The 20,586-nt window shown below is 66.9% G+C and carries 20 protein-coding genes; 12 read left to right on the forward strand and 8 right to left on the reverse strand.

Features of this window, described 5'->3' with window-relative positions:
* Positions 1-71: 71 nt before the first annotated feature.
* The gene (locus NGK62_RS04810; RefSeq protein WP_059373820.1) at positions 72-1,052 is read right to left on the reverse strand and encodes a Bug family tripartite tricarboxylate transporter substrate binding protein; all 981 of its coding nucleotides are present in this window, start codon (positions 1,050-1,052) and stop codon (positions 72-74) included.
* 144 nt (positions 1,053-1,196) lie between these two features.
* The gene (locus NGK62_RS04815) at positions 1,197-2,324 is read right to left on the reverse strand and encodes a mandelate racemase/muconate lactonizing enzyme family protein (protein ID WP_054450128.1); all 1,128 of its coding nucleotides are present in this window, start codon (positions 2,322-2,324) and stop codon (positions 1,197-1,199) included.
* Between the two features lie 158 nt (positions 2,325-2,482).
* On the opposite strand from NGK62_RS04815, the gene NGK62_RS04820 reads away from it, so the two are divergent.
* Complete coding sequence (locus NGK62_RS04820; protein WP_059373819.1) at positions 2,483-3,361, forward strand: LysR family transcriptional regulator; 879 nt, start codon at positions 2,483-2,485, stop codon at positions 3,359-3,361.
* 10 nt (positions 3,362-3,371) lie between these two features.
* Here the strand turns inward: NGK62_RS04820 and NGK62_RS04825 are convergent, their stop codons facing one another.
* Entirely contained in the window at positions 3,372-4,568 is a 1,197-nt protein-coding gene (locus tag NGK62_RS04825) for an amidohydrolase family protein (RefSeq protein WP_251877658.1), read from the reverse strand.
* Between the two features lie 67 nt (positions 4,569-4,635).
* Positions 4,636-4,833, reverse strand: a complete 198-nt coding sequence (locus NGK62_RS04830; protein WP_013391913.1) for a hypothetical protein — start codon at positions 4,831-4,833, stop codon at positions 4,636-4,638.
* 191 nt (positions 4,834-5,024) lie between these two features.
* Here NGK62_RS04830 and NGK62_RS04835 point away from each other — a divergent pair, with 191 nt between their 5' ends.
* Positions 5,025-5,537 carry an ASCH domain-containing protein gene (locus NGK62_RS04835; protein WP_059373817.1) on the forward strand — a complete coding sequence of 171 codons (513 nt, stop codon included), beginning with the start codon at positions 5,025-5,027 and terminating at the stop codon, positions 5,535-5,537.
* 306 nt (positions 5,538-5,843) lie between these two features.
* Positions 5,844-6,182 carry a virulence factor gene (locus NGK62_RS04840; protein WP_059373816.1) on the forward strand — a complete coding sequence of 113 codons (339 nt, stop codon included), beginning with the start codon at positions 5,844-5,846 and terminating at the stop codon, positions 6,180-6,182.
* 256 nt (positions 6,183-6,438) lie between these two features.
* On the opposite strand, the gene NGK62_RS04845 is transcribed toward NGK62_RS04840, so the two are convergent.
* From NGK62_RS04845 to NGK62_RS04860, 4 genes are all read right to left on the reverse strand, one after another.
* Complete coding sequence (locus tag NGK62_RS04845; protein ID WP_082400638.1) at positions 6,439-6,687, reverse strand: hypothetical protein; 249 nt, start codon at positions 6,685-6,687, stop codon at positions 6,439-6,441.
* Positions 6,688-6,919: 232 nt separating this feature from the next.
* Positions 6,920-8,278: a serine--tRNA ligase gene (serS, locus tag NGK62_RS04850; RefSeq protein WP_118931703.1), complete on the reverse strand. Its 1,359-nt coding sequence runs from the start codon at positions 8,276-8,278 to the stop codon at positions 6,920-6,922.
* Between the two features lie 42 nt (positions 8,279-8,320).
* Entirely contained in the window at positions 8,321-9,661 is a 1,341-nt protein-coding gene (locus tag NGK62_RS04855) for a replication-associated recombination protein A (protein WP_251877660.1), read from the reverse strand.
* Positions 9,662-9,740: 79 nt separating this feature from the next.
* The gene (locus NGK62_RS04860; RefSeq protein WP_082400636.1) at positions 9,741-10,532 is read right to left on the reverse strand and encodes a deaminated glutathione amidase; all 792 of its coding nucleotides are present in this window, start codon (positions 10,530-10,532) and stop codon (positions 9,741-9,743) included.
* Positions 10,533-10,683: 151 nt separating this feature from the next.
* Between NGK62_RS04860 and NGK62_RS04865 the strand changes: the two genes are divergently transcribed.
* The 9 genes from NGK62_RS04865 (at position 10,684) to NGK62_RS04905 (ending at position 20,554) form a co-directional block, all read left to right on the forward strand.
* Entirely contained in the window at positions 10,684-11,955 is a 1,272-nt protein-coding gene (locus NGK62_RS04865; RefSeq protein WP_251877662.1) for an amino acid deaminase, read from the forward strand.
* A 118-nt stretch (positions 11,956-12,073) separates the two neighbouring features.
* Positions 12,074-13,630, forward strand: coding sequence for an ABC transporter substrate-binding protein (locus tag NGK62_RS04870; protein WP_059373813.1), 1,557 nt, complete (start codon positions 12,074-12,076; stop codon positions 13,628-13,630).
* Between the two features lie 140 nt (positions 13,631-13,770).
* Positions 13,771-14,712: an ABC transporter permease gene (locus NGK62_RS04875; RefSeq protein WP_059373812.1), complete on the forward strand. Its 942-nt coding sequence runs from the start codon at positions 13,771-13,773 to the stop codon at positions 14,710-14,712.
* A gap of 120 nt (positions 14,713-14,832) precedes the next feature.
* Positions 14,833-15,702: an ABC transporter permease gene (locus NGK62_RS04880; RefSeq protein WP_059373811.1), complete on the forward strand. Its 870-nt coding sequence runs from the start codon at positions 14,833-14,835 to the stop codon at positions 15,700-15,702.
* A gap of 2 nt (positions 15,703-15,704) precedes the next feature.
* Positions 15,705-16,712: an ABC transporter ATP-binding protein gene (locus tag NGK62_RS04885; RefSeq protein WP_059373810.1), complete on the forward strand. Its 1,008-nt coding sequence runs from the start codon at positions 15,705-15,707 to the stop codon at positions 16,710-16,712.
* A complete protein-coding gene (locus tag NGK62_RS04890) occupies positions 16,709-17,710 on the forward strand; it encodes an ABC transporter ATP-binding protein (protein ID WP_251877664.1) in 1,002 nt (333 codons plus the stop codon). The genes NGK62_RS04885 and NGK62_RS04890 overlap by 4 nt, the downstream gene beginning before the upstream one ends.
* Positions 17,711-17,746: 36 nt before the next feature.
* Entirely contained in the window at positions 17,747-18,619 is an 873-nt protein-coding gene (locus tag NGK62_RS04895; RefSeq protein ID WP_054450103.1) for a MurR/RpiR family transcriptional regulator, read from the forward strand.
* A 13-nt stretch (positions 18,620-18,632) separates the two neighbouring features.
* Complete coding sequence (locus tag NGK62_RS04900; RefSeq protein ID WP_251877666.1) at positions 18,633-20,087, forward strand: N-acyl-D-amino-acid deacylase family protein; 1,455 nt, start codon at positions 18,633-18,635, stop codon at positions 20,085-20,087.
* Positions 20,088-20,140: 53 nt separating this feature from the next.
* Positions 20,141-20,554 (forward strand): RidA family protein, encoded by a 414-nt coding sequence (locus NGK62_RS04905; RefSeq protein WP_118931699.1) that lies wholly within the window; start codon positions 20,141-20,143, stop codon positions 20,552-20,554.
* Positions 20,555-20,586 lie beyond the last annotated feature (32 nt).

The following is a 20,586-nucleotide window of genomic DNA, read 5'->3' on the forward strand; positions in this document are numbered from 1 at the left end:
GGCGAGGTTATATCTTTTTACACTTTTTGGGGGGCCAATGTCTCCATCAATTTCCGCTCACTGGCGCCGCCTCAGCCCTCCGCCACGATCTTCGCGTCGCGTATGGTCTGGGCGTACTTCTGCTGCTCCTGCTTCATAAAGTCGGCAAAGCGCTGGACGCTGCCGCCGCCGTCCTCCGCCCCCACCTGCGCCAGCTTTTCCTGCACGTCCGGCATCGCCAACACCCGGTCGATGTCCTGGTTCATGCGCTGGACCATGGCGGCGGGCATCTTGCCCGGACCGACCATGCCGAACCAGATGCTGGCCTCGAATCCGGGATAGCCCTGTTCGGCCACGGTCGGCACGTTGGGGTGGCTCTTGGAGCGCTGCTGCAAGGTCTGCGCCAGCGCGATCACCTTGCCGGACTGCACCAGCGGCGTGGCGGTGGTCATGCCTTCGAAGCAGTACTGCACGTGGCCGCCCAGCAGGTCATTCATCAAGGGAGCCGAGCCCTTGTAGGGCACGTGCAGCACGTCGATCCCCGCGCGGGCCTTGAAGATCTCCAGCGCCAGGTGCTGCGCCGAACCGCTGCCGGCCGAACCGAACACGATCTTGCCCGGCTGCGCCTTGCACAGCGCAACCAGCTCGGGCAGCGTCTTGGCGGGTTGCGAGGCGCCGCCAAGCAAGATGGTGGGCGTCTTGCCGACCAGGGCGATCGGCGTGAAGTCGCGCTCCACCGAATAGGCCAGCTTGGGCTGCAGGCCCGGCGCGATCCCATGGCTGTTGACGTGCGCCATCAACAGCGTATTGCCGTCGTTGGGCTGGCGCGCCACCTGTTCGGCGGCGATGATGCCGGCCGCGCCCGCGCGGTTTTCGACGATGACGGGAATATTCCACATCACGCCCAGCTTCTGCCCCAGCAGGCGCGCCAGCACGTCGGTGCCGCCGCCGGCGGGAAAGCCCACCACGATCTTCACCGGCCCCTGCGGCAGGTCTTGCGCCCGCGCCGTCGCCGGCAGGACCAGCGCGGCCCCCAGCGCCGCGGCGCCGGTCATGAATTGCCTACGTTGCATTGCTGTCTCCTCGCGCGCCGGTCCGATGGCCGGCGACTGGTTCTTGGAATACTGTCACTGCTCACCGCTGCCGGCCGTCTGGCGCGGCCTGGCTGCGATGCTCCTGCGCTGCGGCGCGCGGCCGGCAGGCCGCGCCCCCTACCCTCAGCCAGCGACCCGGCTCCACTTGCCGTAGCGCTCGACCATGCGCTCGTCGAAACCGAAGCCCAGGCCGGGCTCCTGATGCAGCACCACGCGTCCCTGCTTGTGCGTCAACTGGCGGTCGACCAGTCTGCGGAAGTTCAGGACCTGATCGTCCCAGAAGAATTCGACGTAGCGCGCATTCGGCGTCGCGGCGACCAGCGGCGCATGCACGTCATGGAACCAGTGCGGGCAAACCACGACGCCGTAGCTGGCGGCGGTGGCGGCGATGCGCTTCCATTCGGTGATGCCGCCGCAGACGGCGGCATCGGTCTGCAGGATGCCTGCGGCGCCCTTGTCCAGCAACTCCTTGTGATACCAGCGGCCATAGCCGATCTCGGCGGTGGCGATGGGCAGGCGCGTCAGGCGCGCCAGCTTGGCATGGCTGTCGATGTCGTCGGGGCCGAAGGGTTCTTCGATGAAGTACGGATCGTACTGTTCGAAGCGGCGGATGTACTGCATGGCCTGCGTCACGTCCTGCCAGGCGTTGTTGCAGTCCATCATCAACTCGACGTCGGGGCCGATGGCCTCGCGCGCCGCCTTCAGACGCGCCTCTTCCTCGGCCGGGGACAGGCGGCCCGTCTTCATCTTGACGGCGCGAAAGCCCTTATCCACGTAGCTCGCCATTTCTTCGCCCAGGTGCTGGGGCGTCTTGCCGTCGAGGTAGTAGCCGCCGCTGGCATAGGCCGGCACGGTTTCGAGTTCGACCGCGCCCAGATACTTGTGCAGCGGCAGGCCGACGGTCTTGGCGTTCAGGTCCCACAGCGCGATATCCAGGGCGCTCAATGCGCGCATCACCGTGCCTTGCCGGCCTTGCAGCAGGGCTTCCTGGTACATCGCCTGCCACAGGCCTTCGACGGCGAGCGAATCCTTGCCCAGCAGCACCGGACCCAGCAGGTTCTGCACCGCGGCCTCAAAGATGGCGCCGCCGGCGCTGCCCACGTAGCAGAAGCCGATGCCTTCCACGCCGTCGGAGGAACGGACCTTCACCAGGCCGTAGTGCCGCGTCGACACGGTGCGATTCGAAAACGAGGTGACCTTGTCCAGGGGCACCGCGGCGGCGCACACGTCTATGGATTCAATGATGGGCACAACTGGCTCCTTGGTAATCGGGATGGTCGGGCGGGGCCGGCGCGGCATGCGGGGCCTCAACGCTCTGACCGTATTCTTGCCGTGGCCAAAGAAAACAACAATTATCTTCATCCATCTTTAGAATATGGAAAAAGCATCTTTTAAGGAGGGTCCGGCCCGTGGATTCGCGCTTTCTGCAAACCTATGTGCACGTGGTGGAACTGGGCTCCATCGCCCAGGCCGCGCGCCACCAGGGGCTGACGCCCGCCACGGTGCAGCAGCGCCTGCGCGCGCTGGAAGCGGACATGGGCAGCGCCTTGATCGCGCGCTCCGGCCGCACGGTGAAGCCCACGCAGGCCGGCGTGCGGATCCTGGAGCGTGCCCGCGCCGTCCTGCGCGACGTGCGCGACCTGCGTTCGGCTGCGTCCGACACCGAACTGCCGGCCGGTCCGCTGCGCCTGGGCGCCACGCCCACCGCGCTGACCGGCATCATGCCGCCCGTGCTGCGCGCCTGGACTGCGCGCCATCCCCATATTGAAATCTACATAGAACCGGCGCCCACCACCCTGCTCTACGGCAAGGTGCTGTCCGGCGAACTGGACGGCGCGCTACTGGTGCATCCCTTGTTCGCCATCCCCAAGACCTGCGCCTGGCGCGACCTGCGGCAAGAGCCGCTGGTGCTGGTCACGCCGGCCGATATGAAGGTGCGCGACCCTCTGGAAGTCATCGCGCGCGAACCCTACATCTGCTATGACCGCAGCGTGGTGGGCGGCAAGATGGCCGACGACTACCTGCGCGCGCGCAGCCTGCGGCCGCACGTACGCTTCGAGCTGGATGGAATCGATTCCATTGCCAAGCTGGTGTCGGAAGGATTGGGCGTGGCGCTGCTGCCGGATTGGGCGACCATCGGAGAACCGTCAGCCCGCGTCAGGCGCTGGCCTCTGCCGCCGCCCTGCCCGGTGCGCACCGTGGGCGCGATCTGGCTGCGCTCCGGCGTGCGTTCGGCGCTGATGCAGGCCTTCGTGGAAATGGCCGAGACTCAGCTCGGCCTGGACTAAGCCCGGAAGATCAGTCCTGTGCGTTTGCGTCGCGGCCGTCGCGGGCCACGACCACGCCGCCCGACACCACCAGGCGGCGCGGCGCACGCGTCGCCACGGCTTGCGCAATACAGCTGGCGTCGACCAGCACCAGATCCGCGCGCGAACCCGGCGCCAGGCCATAGTCCGCGAAACCGCAGGCGCGGGCCGCCGCCGCGGTCACGCAATCGAACGCCCATTCGACCTCGTCGTCGCGCCGCAGGTCGTTGCGCAGGCCGATCAGCATGGCGCGCGCCAGCATGTCGGGGCTGCCGTAGGGAGTCCAGGTATCGCGGATGCCGTCGTTGCCGCCGAAGATCGTCACCCCCGCCTCGCGGCAGGCGCGCACGGCCGGCACGGGCCGCGACGGCGGCGCCGTCGTCAGCAAGGCCACATCCAGCGCAGCCAGCCGCCGCAGCAGGCCGTCCAGCCGCTTGGCGTCCACGCCGCCCAGACAGAAGGCGTGGCTGATGACGACCTTGCCCTGCATGCCCAGCGCCTGGACGCGGTCCAGGATCAGGTCCAGGGTAAAGGCGCCCAATTCGCCCGGCTCGTGCAGATGGATATCAACAGGCTTGCGATGCTTGTCCGCCAGGCCGAACAGCACGTCGAGCGACCTCGCCGGATCGCGGTCTATGGCCGAGGGATCCAACCCGCCCAGCACGTCCGCGCCCTGCGCCAGCGCCTGGTCCAGCAGTTCGGCCGTACCGGGCCGGATCAGCAGGCCCGACTGGGGAAAGGCCACGGTCTGGATCTCGACACGTCCGGCCAGCTCCTGGCGCGTGGCATGCACGCCCTCCAGGTGGCGCAGCCCGGCATCGGTATCGATATCCACGTGCGTACGGATGCGGGTCGCGCCTTCGCGCAGGAAGGCCAGCGCCAGGGCGCGCGAATGGCTGGCCGCGTCATGACCGCTGCGGGCGCGCCAGACGCGTTCGTTCTCGATGCGGTCGGTCAGCGCCGGGCCCACTTCGTTCACGTACCAGGGCGAATCCCAGGTGGTCTTGTCCAGGTGCGTATGGCCTTCGACCAGGCCGGGCAGCAGCAAGGCGCCGGCGCCGTCCTCGACAGGCACGCCGGGCGCGGCGGCGAGGCCGGACCCGATGCTCTGGATACGTCCGTCGCGCACCAGCACGTCCACCGCGCCGCCTTGCGGGGCGCGGACATTCTTCAAAAACAGATCGGTCATGGCAGGATTCCAGGCGCCGCGCGTGGCGGCCGGCCTTGCGCAGACCAGGCGGCACGCGCCATCAAGCTCAGGCTTGGGGCGGTTCTATCCAGAAGAAGCGTTCACCCTGGCGGACCATGTCGGCCACGCCTTCGGCGCCGATGCGGTAATCCGTACCCATCAGCGTGGCGCCGCCATCCTCATGGATATGAATAATGGCGAGCGGGTCGTTTGCCATGGTGTACCAGTAGTAACCCGGCTTGAGATCATGCAGGTTCGTAGTCATGTTTCGAGTATACAAACATCCCCGCGCCGTATTCAAAAAGACACATAAATCCAGGTCATGCCTGACATGATGGCGTTGAGGCGGCATACTTCCCGATTCCAGGCCCAAACCGCCCGCACAGTAGGCATGCGTCGACCAGGCTGTCGCCGCATTGGCGCATATGCTTTGATCGTTGGAGGAACCGCGAGCGTATGAAAAGGCAGTCTCTTCAATTCAGCGAGCCGCTTAAACAAGCTGTTTTGGACGGCCGTAAAGTGCAGAGCCGGCGCATCCTCAAGCCGCAACCGACCAAACTGACCACGGTCTGGTATGCGGACGCTGCGGATTCCGGCAGATGGGTAGCCATGGGCCCGTCGCTGGATCATCCATCCGAATTGCGCAAAACCTCCAGCTGGGTCAGGTGTCCATTTGGAAAATCCGGCGACAGCATCGAATTGACCGACGAAGCCGGCAATACCTTCGCCACCGCCGTTATCGTGGGGGTGCGCGTCCAGCGCCTGCAAACGCTGTCCGAAGCCGATGCCCGCGCCGAAGGCACGCAAGCCCTGTACCAAAGCTCCGCCCTGCTGCCGGGCGTGCCGCTGCAAACCGCCTTCGCCTTGACCTGGTGCGAGCGTTACGGCTCGCATGCCTGGGCTGCGAACCCCTGGGTCTGGGTGGTCGAATTCCGCCGCCAACAGGTCGACGGGGAACAGGACGCCTAGCCCCGCCCCCAAAAACTGGTGCGCCCGCGCAACGTCGTTACGCGGAAACAGGGGCGGATGGTGACTGCCTGTAACCTGGCCATCCGGCTTCACCTGATTCCAGGCGATTTCAATCCATTTCAATCGCGGCCGCGTCAGAGCGGACCTGCGCTGCTGCGTGGCAGCAAGCCCCATGCCACCTGGACGGGGACGGTTGCGGATTGTCGCGATTGAGGCCGGCCCGCTTACTTCTGCCAGCGCAAAAAGCCCGAAAATAAGCTCAACGAATACTCAACTTTGCTGCGTCACGCGGCAGGCAGGTGCAAGATGAAAAAATGGCTTATCGCTGGTGCTGGTGCCGCTGGTCTGCTGATCTCCAGCGTCGCCCTGGCTCGGGTGGACGTCGGCATCTCGATCGGCATACCGGGGGTCGTGTACCCCGCGCCGGTCTACGTCGCGCCGCAGCCGGTATACGTGCCGCCCCCGCCGCCCGTCTATTACCGCCCCGCGCCGGTGTACGTCGCACCGCCGGTGGTCTATCCGGCGCCGGTGTATTACCGCGGCGGCGGCCGCTACTATGACCGCGGCTACTACTATGGCCGCGGGCGCGGACATGGACACGATTATTACCGCGGCCGGGGCCGCGGACACGACCACGACGATTAAGCTGCGGGCCGCGCGTCAAGCGCAGGCCGGTTGCCCCGGAAACGACAAAGGCCACTCGCAAGAGTGGCCTTTTTTTCTGCGGGCAATGTCCGGTGCCCGGTGAAATACCCCTCAGGCTGCGGGCGCCTGCACGGGTTTGCCAGCCAGCACGGCCGGTTGCTGCGGGGTTTTGCTGGCCTTGCCATCGCTCCACCGCGGCGTTTCCTGAACGAGATCGATCCAACGGCGGGGCTCGCTCGACGACCGCCACCAACCATTATGCGGACGCATGGGCAAACTCCGGTTCACCGTTGAAACGCACGCCGTTGATGCCTTGGAACAGTTGCAGGCTTTCCTGCTCGGCTTCGTGCAGGCTCGAAAACGGCGCCTGTCCGGGCACGGTCCAGCATTTTTCCGGCGCGGTGCCGCCAACACGGCGGGTCCATATCTGCACGCGGTAGCCCTGCTCGTCTTCCTGAGCCACGGAGCATCTCACACGAAAATCTCCAATCATTCTTGAAGTCATGGGCAACTCCTTGTTATTTAAGTGAATGAAGCGTGTAGCACACGGGGCATATTGTGCCGTAACTATCCGGCCCTTTTATTGGAATACACAATTGCTCACATCATAATCAAACACTCGCGCGGTCAGCTTAATGGCGTGAGGCGACAGGAATATGTACAGATAATAAAAAAAAACGGAGCCCGAAGGCTCCGTCTTTTACTCCGTCAAATGGCGGATGGACAGCTGAAAAACGTCAGGCTTTCGGCACCGGATTCAGCACCGTCAGGCCGCCCATGTAAGGCTGCAGCGCCTCCGGAATCAGCACGCTGCCGTCGGCTTGCTGGTGGTTTTCCAGCACGGCGACCAGCGCGCGGCCCACAGCCAGACCGGAACCGTTGAGCGTGTGCACGTATTCCGGCTTGCCCTGGGCATTGCGGAAGCGCGCCTGCATGCGGCGGGCCTGGAAAGTTTCGCAGTTCGACACCGAGGAAATCTCGCGCCAGGTGTTCTGCGCCGGCAGCCACACTTCCAGGTCATAGGTCTTGGCCGAACCAAAGCCCATGTCGCCCGTGCACAGCAGCACCACGCGGTACGGCAGGCCCAGCAGCTGCAGCACGCGCTCGGCGTGGCCCACCATGTCTTCCAGCGCCTCGTAGGACTGATCCGGCTGGGTGATCTGCACCATTTCGACCTTGTCGAACTGGTGTTGGCGGATCATGCCGCGGGTATCGCGGCCGCCGCTGCCGGCTTCCGAGCGGAAGCACGGCGTGTGCGCCGTAAGCTTGAGCGGCAGGTCGGCGGCAGCCTGGATGGTGTCGCGCGCCACGCTGGTCAAGGTGATTTCCGAGGTGGAGATCAGGTACTGGTCTTCACGCACGTACGGCTTGCCCTGATCGTCGACCTTGGGATCGTCGTCGCCGCCGCCCTTGGACACGGCGAACATGTCGTCCTTGAACTTCGGCAGCTGGCCCGTACCGTACAGCGTCGAGGCGTTGACGATGTAGGGGGTGTAGCACTCGGTATAACCGTGCGTGCCCGTCTGCAGGTCCAGCATGAACTGCGACAGCGCGCGGTGCAGGCGGGCGATGGGGCCGCGCATGAACGAGAAGCGGGCGCCGGACAGCTTGGCGGCCATGTCGAAATCCAGGCCCAGCGGTTCGCCGATGGCGACGTGGTCGCGGGCCTCGAAGGCCAGGGCCGGCGGATTGCCGTCGGCGCCAGCCGCGCCCGGCAGCCAGCGGCGCACTTCGACGTTGTCGTCGGCGGATTCGCCCAGCGGCACGCTGGCGTGCGGCAGGTTGGGCACCGACATCAGCAGTTCGTTGAGCGGCTGCTGCAAGGCGGCCAGCTCTTCTTCCAGCTGCTTCAGGCGCACAGGCACGGCCTGCGATTCGGCCATGACGGCGCTGGCGTCCTCGCCCTTGGCCTTGAGCTGGCCGATCTGCTTGGCCAGCGCGTTGCGGCGGGCTTGCAGGGACTCGGTTTCGGTCTGGACGGCCTTGCGGCGGGATTCCAGCTCATTGAACCGTTCCGTGTCGAAGGACACGCCACGGCTCTTGAGGCGGTCTACGACGGTTTGCAGGTCTTTGCGCAGCAGTATCGGGTCTAGCATGGTGATATCGGTGAGGTTGCGTGAAGCAACGGGCGGCGCCCGTTACCGTTTCTTGGCGCGTTCCTGCGCGTCCAGCTCGCGCAGGAATGCCAGCTTTTGCTGGATTTTAGCCTCCAGGCCGCGATCGGTCGGCCGATAGAAGGAGGGATTGAGTCCATCGGGGAAATATTGCTCGGCGGCGGCGTAGCCGTGCGGCTCGTCGTGCGCGTAGCGGTAGGCCTTGCCATGGCCCAGCTGCTTCATCAATTTGGTAGGCGCGTTGCGCAGATGGATCGGCACCGGCGCGCTGCCGTGCTCGGCCGCGAACTTGCGCGCCTGGTTGTAGGCGTTGTAGACGGCGTTCGACTTGGCCGCGCAGGCCATGTAGACCACTGCCTGCGCCAGCGCCAGCTCGCCTTCCGGCGAACCCAGGCGTTCATAGATATCGGCGCCGTTCACGGCCAGGTCCGTGGCGCGGGGATCGGCCAGGCCGATGTCCTCCACCGCCATGCGCACCAGGCGGCGCGAGAGGTACTTGGGATCGGCGCCGCCGTCGATCATGCGGCAGAACCAGTACAGCGCGGCGTCGGGGTTGGAGCCGCGCACCGACTTGTGCAGGGCGCTGATCTGGTCGTAGAACGCGTCGCCGCCCTTGTCGAAGCGGCGCAGGTTCTGCGACAGCGAGATCTCCAGCCAGGCCGCGTCCACCGTGTCGCGGCCGGCGGCTTGCGCCGACTCGGCCACCACTTCGACCGCGCTGATCAGGCGGCGCGCGTCGCCGTCGGCCCAGGCCGCCAGTTGTTCACGCGCGTCGGCCTCGACATGGATGCGCTCGCCCTCTTCCAGCCCGTCGTTCAGGGCCTGCACGGCGCGGTCGACCAGTTGCTGCAGCTCCTCGACGGTAAGCGATTGCAGCACGTACACCCGCGCCCGCGACAACAACGCCGAATTGACCTCGAACGAGGGGTTTTCGGTGGTGGCGCCGATGAAGGTGAACAGCCCGCTTTCCACATAGGGCAGGAAGGCATCCTGCTGCGCCTTGTTGAAGCGGTGCACCTCGTCGACGAAGAGGATGGTGCGGCGTCCCTGGCCCTGCGCCACCTGCGCCACCGTGACGGCATCGCGGATGTCCTTGACCCCGCCCAGCACCGCCGAGATGGCGATGAACTGCGCGTCGAAGCCGTCCGCCATCAGGCGCGCCAGCGTGGTCTTGCCCACGCCTGGCGGCCCCCAGAAGATCATGGAGTGCGGCCGGCCCGAGTCGAAGGCGACGCGCAGGGGCTTGTCCGGCCCCAGCAGATGCGACTGCCCGACCACGTCGGACAGCGTCCGCGGGCGCAGCCGCTCGGCCAGGGGCACATAGGGCCGATGCGCAGGATCGGCCGCGAAGAGATCGTTGCTCATTGGCAGAAGATGAGGGGAGACAGCAAGTAATTCAAGCCAGCATTACACCATGGCGCGGGCCTGCCTCCCCCGCACGGCCCTAGGCCAGTCCCGGCGGCGCGAAGCGCCGGTTCGCCAGCACCGGCAATACCTTGCGGGCATGCGCCAGGCGTTCGGGGTCGATATCGGCGAACACCAGCGCCGGGGCTTCGCCCGCCCGCGCCGTCACCACGCCCAGCGGATCCACCACCATGCTGCAGCCGATGTTGCGTTCGCCGCATTCGCCCGTGGCCGCCACATAGCAGGTGTTCTCCAGCGCGCGCGCCGTGACCAGCACTTCCCAGTGCATTTCCTTCAACGGACCGCGCACCCAGGCGGCCGGCAGCACCAGCAGGTCCGCGCCGTCCAGCGCCAGGCGCCGCGCCAGTTCGGGGAAGCGCACGTCGTAACAGGTCATGAGGCCCACGCGCAGGCCGCCGATGTCCAGCAGCGGCGGGATGTCGACGCCGGGCGTGACGTTGGTGGATTCCTTCATGTTGAAGGCGTCGTACAGGTGCAGCTTGCGGTATTGCGACAGGATCTTGCCATCTTGCAGCGTCACCAGCGTGTTCCAGACCCGCCCTTCCCCGGTCGGCACGTGCACGCACATCATGGTCGCCAGTTGCGAACCGCGGCTGGCTTCCAGCAGGCGGCTCATGAAGGGGCCGTCCAACGGCTGGGCGGCCTTCAGGACGATCTGCGGATCGGTGATGTCGCGGGCCAGGATGCCTTCGGGCAAGACCAGCAGGCCGGCGCCGCCGGCGCGGGCACGTTCCATCAGGTCGATGCAGACCTGGGCGTTTTCTTCCCAGACGCGGCTGACGGCGAACTGGCCCAAAGCAACTTTCAGCATGACGCTTCCTTGTGTCGGAGGTTTTCCTATTGTCGCGCCAACCGCCGGCCAGCGCCGACTACGGGAAACTCCTAACTCCCGCTTGTAAATTCTTTTCAGGATAATGAAAAAAACCAGGTTTGACGTAAATATTTTCCATAGCAGGCGCCCCATGACGAACTCCTCCTTCCCCGCAGCCCCCCTGGACATGAACGGCAAAGGCCTGGGCGCCTTTCCGGAATCCTGTACCACCGCCGGCGTGGCGGCGCTGAACTGGAACCTGCTCAATGAGGACGTCAGCCTGCCCGTGGCGGTGCTGTACGAAGCCCGCGTGCGCCACAACCTGCAATGGATGCAGCGCTTCATGGAAGCGTACAAGGTCAAGCTGGCGCCCCACGGCAAGACCACCATGAGCCCGGCGCTGTTCCAACGCCAGATCGCGGGCGGCGCCTGGGGCATCACGCTGGCGACCGCACCGCAGGTCCGGGCCGCCTACCAGCATGGCGTACGCCGGATACTGATGGCCAACCAGTTGGTGGGCCGCGCCAACATGGCCATCATCGCGCGCCTGCTGCGCGACCCGGCCTTCACCTTTTTCTGCATCGTGGACTCTCCCGCCAACGCGGCGCAGCTGGGCGCCTACTTCGGCGAACAGGGCCTGACCCTGCCGGTGCTGATCGAACTGGGTCCCCAGGGCGGCCGCACCGGCGTGCGCGACGACGCCCAGTTGCAGGCGCTGGTCGACGAAATCGGCAAATGGCCCGGCCTGGCCCTGGCCGGCATCGAAGTCTACGAAGGCGTGCTGCAGGAAGAAAGCGCCATCCGCGCCTTCCTGCGCCGCGCCGCCGACGCCCTGCGCGGCCTGGCCGCCGCCGGCCGCCTGCGCAAGAACGGCCCGGCGCTGATCTCCGGCGCCGGCTCCGCCTGGTTCGACGTGGTGGCCGAGGAATTCTCGCAGCTGGACATTGGCGCGCCGCTGGAAATCGTGCTGCGCCCCGGCTGCTACCTGTCGCACGACGTCGGCATCTACCGCTCGGCCGCCGAGCGCATCAACGCCCACAATCCGGTCGCGCAAAAGATGGAACCCGGCCTGCAGCCGGCCTTGCAGGTCTGGGCCTACGTGCAGTCGCTGCCCGAACCGGGCCGCGCCATCGTCGCCATGGGCAAGCGCGACGCCGCCTTCGACGCCGGCCTGCCCACGCCCGCCGCGCTGTACCGCCCCGGCCGCGACGCCGCGCCGGGCCAGGCTCCTGCCCACTGGAAGCTGAGCGCGATGATGGACCAGCACGCCTTCATGCAGATCGGCGAAGGCGACGACATCCAGGTCGGCGACATGATCGCCTTCGATATCTCCCACCCCTGCCTGACCTTCGACAAGTGGCGCCAAGTGCTGCTGGTGGACGAGCAATACCGCGTCACCGACGTGGCCGAAACCTTCTTCTGAACGGCCCTGTCCGCCGCACCGCGCCGGTACCCGGCGGGCAGGAGGAATCGCGGGATTCCGGCGCAAACCTCTAATTACTACAAGCAAAACCCGTTTTTGACCCTCTGGAGAGAGAATCATGAACTTCCGTACCTCCCGGCGAGGCGGTGGGCTCAATAGCCTGCTGCTGGCCGGCGCAATTGGCTTGACCGCATTGTCGACCCCCGCCCTCTGTGCCACGCCGATCAAGGGAGGCACGATCTCGGTTGCCACCATAGGCGAGCCGCCCACGCTGGATCCGATGACCAGCACGGCCGACCTGGTGGGCATCCTGACCCAGCACTTCTTCGAAACGCTGTACACCTTCGACGGCAAGTGGAACCTGACCCCGCTGTTGGCCGACAAGCTGCCGGAAGTCTCGGCCGACGGGCTGACCTACACGATCCCGCTGCGCCAGGGCATCACCTTCCACGACGGCTCCAAGATGGACTCGTCGGACGTGCTGGCCTCGCTCAAGCGCTGGACCGAGACCGCCACGCGCGGCAAGATGGCCGCCAAGATCATCACCGGCATCGAAGCGCCGGACGCCAACACCATCCGCATCACGCTCAAGCAGCCCTATGCGCCCCTGACCGCGCTGCTGGCCATGAACAACAGCGCCGCCGTCATCATGCCCAAGGGCAAGATCGCTCCGGCCCTGACCGAATTCGTCGGCACCGGCCCCTACCAGCTGAAGGCGCGCGTGCCTGACCAGTACATCCAGCTGGTCCGCTTCGAAGGCTACAAGCAGCGCGAAGGCGAGCCCGACGGCTTCGGCGGCGCTCGCAAGCAGTACCTGGACGAGATCCGCTTCGTGCCGGTCAGCAACGCCAACACCCGCGTCGAAAGCGCGGTGGCCGGCCAGTTCGACTACGTCGACTCGCTGCCGGTGGAATCGCTGCCCAAGCTCAAGAACGGGCGCTCCGACCCCGTCATGCTCAAGCCCTTCGGCTGGCCGCGCCTGGTGCTCAACACCAAGCAGGGCATCATGTCGAACCTGGCCGTCCGCCAGGCCGTGCAGCTGGCGCTGAACGAAGAAGACATGCTGTACGCCGCCTTCGGCGACAAGAACTTCTACAAGCTCAACGGCGACCTGTATCCCGAGGGCTATCCCTGGGCCACGTCCCTGGGCGGCAAGGTCTACAACAAGGGCGACGCCGCCGGCGCCAAGAAGCTGGTGGATGGCGCCAACGTGCAGGACCGCAAGATCCGCATCCTGACCAGCCAGCAGTACGAGTTCCACTACAAGATGGCCCTGGTGGCCGCCGAATACCTGAAGGCCGCGGGCTTCACCGTGGACATGCAGGTGGTGGACTGGGCCACGCTGACGCAGCGCCGCCAGGACCCGGCGCTGTGGGACATCTTCATTACGCACAGCCCCTTCCTGCCGGAGCCTGCCCTGATCGACTTCCCGTCCAAGGACGCGCCGGGCTGGTGGGACACCCCGCGCCGCAACCAGGCGCTGGACGCCTTCAACCAGGCTGGCAACCAGGAAGAACGCATCAAGCGCTGGGCTGACGTGCAGCAGGCCGTGTACGACGAAGTGCCCTTCATCAAGGTCGGCGACTTCAACGCCCAGGCCGCCCGCTCGCCGTCGCTGCAAGGCACCAAGGCCGTGCCGTGGCCCTACTTCTGGAACGCCTGGAAGTCCAAGTAATGGCGTAGCGCGGCAGGACAAAGGCGCCACACAAGACCTCCTGCCGCGCTCCACGCATCAACGCATGACCCGCAGAGCGCGCCCTTCCAACAAGCGCGCCGCCTCTCCCCACGATACGACGCTTTTTTAGGACATCCATCGTGTTGCGTTATCTCTTAAACCGGCTGGTCGGGCTGGTGGCCGTGATGTTCATCGTCGCGACCATCGTCTTCGTGATCATCCGCGTCACGCCGGGCGACCCCGCCGCCGTGATGCTGGGTCCGCAGGCCAGCCAGCAGGACATCGCCGCCCTGCGCACCCAGCTCGGGCTGGACCAGCCGATGGCTGTGCAGTACGTGTCGTGGCTGGGCAAGCTGGCCCAGGGCGACCTCGGCCAATCCATCTTCATGAACAAACCGGTGCTGTCGGCCTTGGCCGACCGCGCCGAACCCACCATCCTGCTGACGCTCATGTCGCTGCTGATCGCCAGCGCCATCGCGCTGCCGGTGGGGATCCTGTCCGCGGTCAAGCGCGGCACCACGCTGGACCAGTCGGTGCTGTCGTTCTCGATGTTCACCTCCAGCGTGCCCAGCTTCTGGCTGGGGTTGCTGCTGATGCAGGTGTTCTCGGTCAAGCTGGGATGGCTGCCCGTGGCCGGCTATGGCGGCCCCGACGCCTCCCTCATGACCCGCCTGTCGCACCTGATCCTGCCCGCCGTGGTGCTGGGCCTGGTGAACTCGGCGCTGATCACGCGCTTCATCCGCGCCAGCATGCTGGACGTGCTGCGCGACGACTATGTGCGCACCGCGCGCGCCAAGGGCCTGCCGGAAAGCAAGGTGATCCTGAAGCACGCCGTGCGCAATGCGCTGATCCCCATCCTGACGGTGCTGGGCCTGACCACGGCGCTGCTGATCAGCGGCGCGGTCGTGACCGAAACCGTGTTCGGCCTGCCCGGCGTGGGCAGCCTGGTGGTGTCGGCGGTGCTGCGCCGCGACTATCCCGTCATCCAGGGCGCGCTGCTGATCATCGCGGCCATCTATGTCCTGATCAATCTCATCATCGATCTGCTGTACCTGCTGGTCGACCCACGGGTTCGTTATTGATGATTAAGCCCACCCCCGAAGCGCCTGTGGCGCTTCCCCCTCAAGGGGGCGCCGCCTGCGGCCCGGCAAAGCCGGCTCCGCGCGGCCCCGATTCGATGCACCGCAAGTGGAGCAATTGAAATGACAACCGGGACTACCGTGAATTCCGGAACCGACCGCTGGCAGGTGCTGCGCCTGCTGGTGTCGCGCAAGACCGTGCTGATCAGCCTGATCGTGATCGTCGTGCTGGTCCTGGCCGCGCTGCTGGCGCCCTGGATCAGCCCCTACGATCCGTTCAAGCTGTCCATCATGAACCGGCTGAAGGCGCCGGGCGCCGCGCACTGGTTCGGCACCGATGACTTCGGCCGCGACGTGTTCAGCCGCGTCATCCACGGCGGCCGCCTGTCGCTGATGGTGGGCTTTTCCGTGGTGATCGTGTCCAGCATCCTGGGCATCGCGCTGGGTCTGATCGCGGGCTTCTTCCGCACGGCGGACAAGTTCGTGTCGCGCTTGATCGACGCCATGATGGCCTTTCCCGACATCCTGCTGGCGATCTCGCTGGTGGCCGCGCTGGGCCCGTCGCTGGTCAACGTGGTGATCGCGCTGGGCATCGTCTACACGCCGCGCCTGGCGCGCATCGTGCGCGCCTCGACCCTGGTGATCCGCGAACTGCCCTTCGTCGAAGCCGCCCGCGCGCTGGGCGTGCCCACCTGGCGCATCGTCACCGTGCACGTGCTGCGCAACCTGGTGTCGCCCATCCTGGTGCAGGGCACGTTCATCTTCGCCTACGCGATCCTGGCCGAAGCCGGCCTGTCGTTCCTGGGCGTGGGCGTGTCGCCCGACATCCCCACCTGGGGCACCATGATCAACGCCGGCCAGCAGTACATGGGCTCCGCCGACTGGATCATGATCTTCCCCGGCATCGCCATCGTCCTGTCCGTGCTGTCGCTGCAACTGGTCGGCGACGGCCTGCGCGACGTCCTCGATCCGCGCCTGCGCAAGGAGCTGTAATCATGACCGCAAGCACCCGAGACGTCGTGCTTTCCGTGGAAGGGTTGAAGACCTGGTTCCACAGCCGCGACGGCATCGCCAAATCCGTGGACGGCGTGACCTTCGATCTGGCCCGCGGCGAAACGCTGGCCATCGTCGGCGAGTCCGGCTCCGGCAAGTCCGTGACCAGCCTGTCCATCATGGGCCTGCTGCCCAAGCCGGCGGGCCGCATCGAGGCCGGCAAGATCCTGTTCCGCGACCGCCAAGGCGTCCAGCACGACCTGGCCCAGGCCGCGCCCGCCACCCTGCGCAAGATCCGCGGCGCCGAAATCGCCATGATCTTCCAGGAGCCCATGACCAGCCTGAATCCGCTGTACACGGTGGGCGACCAGATCGCCGAAGCCGTGCTGCAGCACGAGGGCGGCTCCCACGACGCGGCCATGCGGCGCGCCCGTGAAATGCTGGAGCGCGTGGAGATCCCGGCGGCCGAGCGGCGCATCAACGAGTACCCGCACCAGATGTCGGGCGGCATGCGCCAGCGCGTGATGATCGCGCTGGCCCTGGCCTGCAACCCCGCCGTGCTGATCGCCGACGAGCCCACCACCGCGCTGGACGTGACCGTGCAGGCGCAGATCCTGGACCTGTTGCGGCGGCTGCAAGCCGAGATGAACATGAGCATCCTGTTCATCACGCACAACCTGGGCGTGGTGGCCGAGATCGCGCATCGCGTGGCGGTCATGTACGCGGGCCGCGTGGTCGAGGACGCCGGCGTCTACGACCTGTTCGAAAAGCCCACGCACCCCTACACCCGCGGCCTGCTGTCCTGCATCCCCACGGCCGCCCTGCTGGCCTCCGGCGAACGGCTGCGCGCCATTCCGGGCAACGTGCCCAGCGTGCTGTCGCTGCCGGCCGGCTGTACTTTCGCGCCGCGCTGCCCCCTGGCCGCCGACGACTGCCGCGCCGCCGTGCCCGAACTCCTGCCGGTGCAGACCGACCACCGCGCGCGCTGCATCAAGGTGAATCCGATATGACGAGTAGCCCCATTCCCATCCGCGCCGAAGAGCCGCTGGTGCGGATCCAGGACCTGAAGGTCCACTTCCCCACTTCGCAGGCGCGCAACGCCCCGATGGTGAAGGCCGTGGACGGCGTCAGCTTCGACGTGCCGCGCAACACCATCGTCGGCCTGGTCGGTGAATCCGGCTCCGGCAAGACCACCACCGGCCGCGCCCTGCTGCGGCTGTTCGCGCCCACCGCCGGCCGCATCCTGTTCGACGGCCAGGACATCACCAAGCTGTCCGAAAAGCAGATGCTGCCCTGGCGCCGCCGCATGCAGATCGTGTTCCAGGATCCCTACGCCAGCCTCAACCCCCGCATGACGGTGGCCGAGATCCTGGGCGAAGCGCTGGACACTCACAAGCTTGCCCAGAACCGCCGCATGGCCCGCATCGGCGAACTGCTGGAACGCGTGGGCCTGAACGCGGACCACAGCCGCCGCTATCCGCACGAGTTCTCCGGCGGCCAGCGCCAGCGCATCGGCATCGCCCGCGCGCTGGCGGTCGAGCCCGATTTCATCGTGGCCGACGAGCCGGTGTCCGCGCTGGACGTGTCGGTGCAGGCGCAGGTGCTGAACCTGCTGCAGGACCTGCAGCGCGACCTGGGCCTGACCATGCTGTTCGTGGCCCACGACCTGGCGGTGGTGGACTACCTGTGCGACGAGGTCGTGGTGATGTACCTGGGCCGCGTCATGGAGCGCGGCCCGACCAGCGAGGTCTATGCGCGCCCCCGCCATCCCTATACCCGCGCGCTGCTGTCCGCCGCGCCGGTGCCGGACCCGCGCGCGCCGCGCTCGCGTATCCTGTTGAAGGGCGACATCCCCAGCCCGGTCAATCCGCCTTCCGGCTGCGTGTTCCGCACCCGCTGCCCCTACGCCATCGAAAGCTGCGCGACCACCGAGGCGCAGGCCGCCAACGTCGGCCCGGGCCACTATGTGGCGTGTTCGCGCATCGGCGACGCCGAGCTGGCCGCCTGATCGCCGCCCAGTCCAGAACAGACCCAGGAAGCCCACATGAACATCATCCGCGACATCGTCTTCCAGATACGCAGTCGGCGGGACTCGCTAAGCGTGACCGAACGCAAGGTCGCCGACGCCATCCTGGACGACATCATCTGGGGCGCCAGCGCCACCGTCGACCAGCTGGCGGCCAAGGCCGGCGTCAGCATCGCCACCATCTCGCGCTTCGCGCGCACGGTCGGCTGCGACGACACCCGCGACCTGAAGCTCAAGCTGGCCCAGGCCAGCACGGTGGGCAGCCGCTTCCTCGATCCCAGCGCGCCGACCGAGGAAAGCACCTTCTACGCCCGCATCTACGCCGACATCGAAAGCACGCTCCGCGCCCACCTGCCCAACTTCACCGAGCAGCTGTTCGAAGCGGCCGCCGGCATCGTCGACGGCGCGCGCATGATCTATGTCTTCGGCATGGGCGGCGCGTCGGCCGTGCTGGCGCAGGAAGTGCAGTCGCGCCTGGTGCGCCTGGGCTACCCCATCGCCGTGTACAGCGACGCGGTGCTGCTGCGCATGGTCGCGGCCACCCTGGACGAGCGCGACGCGGTGCTGATCCTGTCGGCCTCGGGCCTTACGCCGGAAATCGTGGGCGCGGCCCGCATCGTCAAGCAGTACCAGGCGCGCATCGTCGCCATCACCGACGCGACCTCCGCCCTGGCCGAACTGGCCGACGTGGTGCTGCCCATCCGCACCGACGAAACCGACTTCATCTACAAGCCCTCGGCATCGCGCTACGCGATGATGCTGGCCATAGACCTGCTCTCGACCGAACTGGCCATGCTGAACCAGGAAGAAAACCGGGAGCGCCTGCGCCGCATCAAGCTGGCGCTGGACGAACACCGCGGCGGCCCGAACCGCCTGCCGCTGGGCGATTGAACTGGAACACAAGATGTACGACACCCTCATAGGCAATGTGCTGGTCCTGGACGGCACCGGCGAACCCGCCTACCGCGCCAGCGTGGCGCTGGCCGACGGCCGCATCGCCGCCATCGGCGACCTGCCGGGCGCGGCGGCGCGCCAGATCATCGATGGCACCCGCCTGGCGCTGGCCCCGGGTTTCATCGACGTGCACACCCATGACGACACCAACGTCATCCGCACGCCAGACATGCTGCCCAAGCTTTCCCAGGGCGTGACCACCGTGGTGGTGGGCAATTGCGGCATCAGCGCCTCACCCGTGGCCCTGCGCGGCGAGCCGCCGGACCCGATGAACCTGCTGGGCGCCCGCGCCGACTTCAGCTACCCCACCTTCGCGGACTACACCCGCGCCATCGAAGCCGCGCGGCCCGCCGTGAACGTGGCAGCGCTGGTCGGCCATACCGCGCTGCGCAGCAACCACATGGACCGACTGGACCGCGCCGCCACGCGCGAGGAAGTGCTGGCCATGCGCGAGCAGCTGCGCGACGCGCTGGCCCATGGCGCCATCGGCCTGAGCACCGGCCTGGCCTATGCCTCCGCCTTCAACGCGGACACCGAAGAGGTCAAGCTGCTGGCCGAGGCGCTGGATGAATTCGGCGCGCTCTACACCACCCACCTGCGCTCCGAGTTCGCCGCCATCCTGGAGGCCATGCAGGAAGCCTTCGACATCGGCCAGCATGCCCGCGTGCCGGTGGTGGTGTCGCACCTGAAATGCGCCGGCGCCGGCAACTGGGGCCGCACGAAAGAAGTGCTGTCAGCGCTGGAAACCGCCGGCCGCCTGCAGCACGTGGGTTGCGACTGCTATCCCTATTCCGCCAGTTCGTCGACCCTGGACCTGAAGCAGGTCACGGACGAGTTCGACATCGACATCACCTGGTCCGTGCCGCATCCGGAGCAGGCCCGCCGCAAGCTGGCCGACATCGCCGCCGACTGGGACGTGACTTTGCTGGAAGCGGCCGCGCGCCTGCAGCCGGCCGGCGCCGTGTACCACAACATGCATGAAGACGACGTGCGCCGCGTGCTGTCGCACCGGCTCACCATGGTGGGTTCCGACGGCCTTCCCAACGACCCCATGCCGCACCCGCGGCTCTGGGGCGCGTTCCCGCGCGTGCTGGGCCACTACAGCCGCGATGTGGGGCTGTTCCCGCTGACCGAGGCCGTGCACAAGATGACGGGCCTGTCCGCCGCCCGCTTCGGCCTGGCCGAGCGCGGCCTGGTGCGCGAGGGCTACCACGCGGACCTGGTGCTGTTCGATCCGGCCACGGTCATCGACCGCGCCACCTTCGCCGCGCCGGTGCAGACCGCCGCCGGCATCGAGGCGGTCTGGGTCAATGGCGCGCTGTCCTACCGCCAGGGCGAGGCCACCGGCGACCGCGCCGGCCGCTGGCTGCCGCGCAGCGGCGACCTGCGCAAGAACTTCCAGTAAGCAACGGGCGAAAACCCGGCGCAAAACCGGCCATTCATTTCAAGGAGAGAACCATGAGCAATGCTCCCACCGCCGACAGCAACGGCATCACCCGCTACGGCGTCGCCGGCGGTACGGGCCAGGGCGGCTCGCACATGCCCTTCGCCCGCGCGGTCGCGGCCGACGGCTGGCTGCACGTGTCCGGCCAGGTGCCGATGGACAACGGCGAAGTCGTCGAAGGCGGCATCGTGACCCAGTCGCACAAGGCCATCCAGCAGGTGCTGGCCATCCTGAAGGAAGCCGGCTACGGCCCGGAACACGTCGTGCGCTGCGGCGTATGGCTGGACGACGCGCGCGATTTCGCGTCGTTCAACAAGGTGTTCAAGGAATACTTCGGCGAGAATCCGCCGGCCCGGGCCTGCGTGCAGTCGTCGTTGGTGGTGGACGCAAAAGTCGAGGTCGACTGCATCGCGTACAAACGTCCTTAAGCGGACGCCACATAAGAAAAAGCCTGGCGTTG

The organism is Achromobacter sp. Marseille-Q4954, assembly GCF_943737025.1.
In the GTDB taxonomy this organism is placed as follows: Bacteria; Pseudomonadota; Gammaproteobacteria; order Burkholderiales; family Burkholderiaceae_B; genus Achromobacter; species Achromobacter bronchisepticus_A.